The organism is Parashewanella hymeniacidonis (genome assembly GCF_016900895.1).
Lineage (GTDB): Bacteria > Pseudomonadota > Gammaproteobacteria > Enterobacterales > Shewanellaceae > Parashewanella > Parashewanella hymeniacidonis.
In genome coordinates, this window is record NZ_JAFEUN010000239.1 from 1 (window position 1) to 2,232 (window position 2,232).

Below are 2,232 nucleotides of genomic sequence, written 5' to 3' on the forward strand. Positions count from 1 at the left end.
GATTTTGTCATAAAAAATCCGGTCAACTTTTGAACAGTTTAACCGGATTTAAAAAGTTTTCAACTTTAATGTCACAGTTTCAAACTTTATTGTTTAGTTCTAAACTTTATTGTATACCGACAGATGGGGACGAAACAGTAAAAGCTAATTTAGGTAGTGGAAGTTTCACGCTGCTTTCAATGACTGAATACAGGAGTACAGTTTTAAAACGATAAAAATGTTTAAAGCCCAGTGAATCACTGGGCTTTATTATTGAGCTTTGATACAAAGCTACATATAGAAGGATCGCCCCTAGTCTCTAACTCTTTTTTTGGGTGCCGAGTTTTTGCGATTGTTATTGTTTTGGCTTGAATTACGCTTAGATTGATTCGGTTTTCTGTTACTTTTTTGTTTTTGTGACTTGTCACCGTTTTGAGCCTGACTTTTCTGAGGCTCTGAACTTACTTTATTCGCTTTGGGCTTTTTAGGTTTCTTTGGTTTTGGCTTAACCAAATTAGTTTCTGGTACATTGTGAGTTGCCTCGTAACCTTCAATTACTTTACGAGGTATAAGTTCTTGTATTAGGTTTTCAATGTCTTTTAATTGCTTAGCTTCTTCTGACGAAACGAGTGATACAGCACAACCTATTGCGCCAGCTCGACCTGTACGACCAATACGATGAACGTAATCCTCTGCAACTGTTGGTAAGTCGAAATTAACGACTTGCGGCAGTTGATCTATGTCTAGGCCTCGTGCTGCAATGTCTGTCGCAACAAGTACTTTGACTTGTCCAGACTTAAATTCTGATAGCGCTTTTGTTCTTGCACCTTGGCTTTTGTTACCGTGAATGGCGGCTGCTTTTATACCCGATTCAATTAAGTTACGAGTAATTCTATTTGCACCATGTTTAGTACGACTGAAGATCAGTACTTGTTGCCAGTTATGTTGCTTAATCAGTTTGATGATAATGCGCATTTTACGACTTTTATCAACAACATGAAGCCATTGTTCGATACGTTTAACGGTCGAGTTAGGCGGTGTAACCGATATTTCAACTGGATTATGAACAATGGTTTTTGCTAGAGCGCGAATGTCATCTGAAAATGTGGCAGAGAACATTAAATTCTGTCGTTGTTTAGGTAGCAGAGCGAGGATTCGTCTGATGTCATGAATAAAGCCCATATCAAGCATACGGTCAGCTTCATCTAATACCAATACTTCTAACTGTTTAAAGTTAAGCGCCTTTTGATGGTATAAATCGAGCAGTCGGCCTGGGGTAGCAACTAAAATATCTACACCTCTTCTCAGCTTCATCATTTGAGGGTTTATTTTTACACCACCAAAGACAACTGTAGATCGTAACCTTAAGTTTCTCCCATATGCTTCAACACTTTCATGAACTTGTGCCGCTAACTCACGAGTTGGGGTTAAAACGAGCGCACGAACTTGATTTGGCTGCACTCTATTACCATTGTCTAATCTATCTAGAAGTGGAAGCGTGAAACCTGCCGTCTTGCCAGTACCTGTTTGTGCCGCAGCTAACACATCTTTTCCTGCGAGTACTGCTGGTATAGCTTGCTCTTGAATTGGAGATGGTTTTTCATATCCTTTTTTTGAAACGGTACTGAGGATTGGATCAGATAAACCAAGATTTTTAAAGCTCATAAAATAAACCTACGAACAGCCACTAACAGGCAGGGATCTAGAGAAGGTGCGCTAGAGTACATTAAGTTCAGCACTTGTGCCATTAATACTACAAAATACTTAAAATTATATAACTGCAAAGAGCTAGCTTGAGAGAGTGACTGTAATTAAAAGTACGAAAATTAGAAAGTATATGGTGTAAAGGAGATAGCTCTAATCACTGAGCGAGTGACCGTGTTGCTCAGACAGACGCACATACACTAAATTCTAGTTACTAATCTGGCAACGCTTTAAAATCATCAACGACTGAATGAAATCATCAAGATGTTTTTAAATAATCAGCAATCATCTGGTGTTGTTTAAAAATACGATTCATTTCCTTTTCGCCTGATTCCAGAGACCAAACGCCACCTTGGGCAGTTCCATTTAAAATAATCCCATCTTCTCTTGGAAGCATATAGAAAGTATCTTTCCCGCCATTATATGCCCATATATGGACTCTCCCCTATTTACAAGGCATTAGTTTTTGAAAAAACAGGGTTCATTGCTGTCATATATTCGGCTTATTTATCAAGAAATCTGTCTTGTAGCCTTGATGGTATCCGCCTC

General features: G+C 38.7%; 3 protein-coding genes. 1 reads left to right on the top strand and 2 read right to left on the bottom strand.

Annotated features, from left to right (window positions below):
* Positions 1–215, top strand: a 215-nt coding sequence (locus tag JQC92_RS21975; RefSeq protein WP_205001662.1) for a hypothetical protein, incomplete at its 5' end; no start/stop codon positions are given.
* 76 nt (positions 216–291) lie between these two features.
* Here the strand turns inward: JQC92_RS21975 and JQC92_RS21980 are convergent.
* The gene (locus JQC92_RS21980; protein WP_205001663.1) at positions 292–1,644 is read right to left on the bottom strand and encodes a DEAD/DEAH box helicase; all 1,353 of its coding nucleotides are present in this window, start codon (positions 1,642–1,644) and stop codon (positions 292–294) included.
* Between the two features lie 298 nt (positions 1,645–1,942).
* Complete coding sequence (locus JQC92_RS21985) at positions 1,943–2,080, bottom strand: hypothetical protein (protein ID WP_205001664.1); 138 nt, start codon at positions 2,078–2,080, stop codon at positions 1,943–1,945.
* Positions 2,081–2,232: the final 152 nt, after the last annotated feature.

Bases quoted from the DNA above. Each gene is read 5' to 3' on its own strand.
- JQC92_RS21980 (WP_205001663.1), bottom strand. From the start codon at position 1,644: ATGAGCTTTAAAAATCTTGGTTTATCTGATCCAATCCTCAGTACCGTT.
- JQC92_RS21985 (WP_205001664.1), bottom strand. From the start codon at position 2,080: ATGCTTCCAAGAGAAGATGGGATTATTTTAAATGGAACTGCCCAAGGT.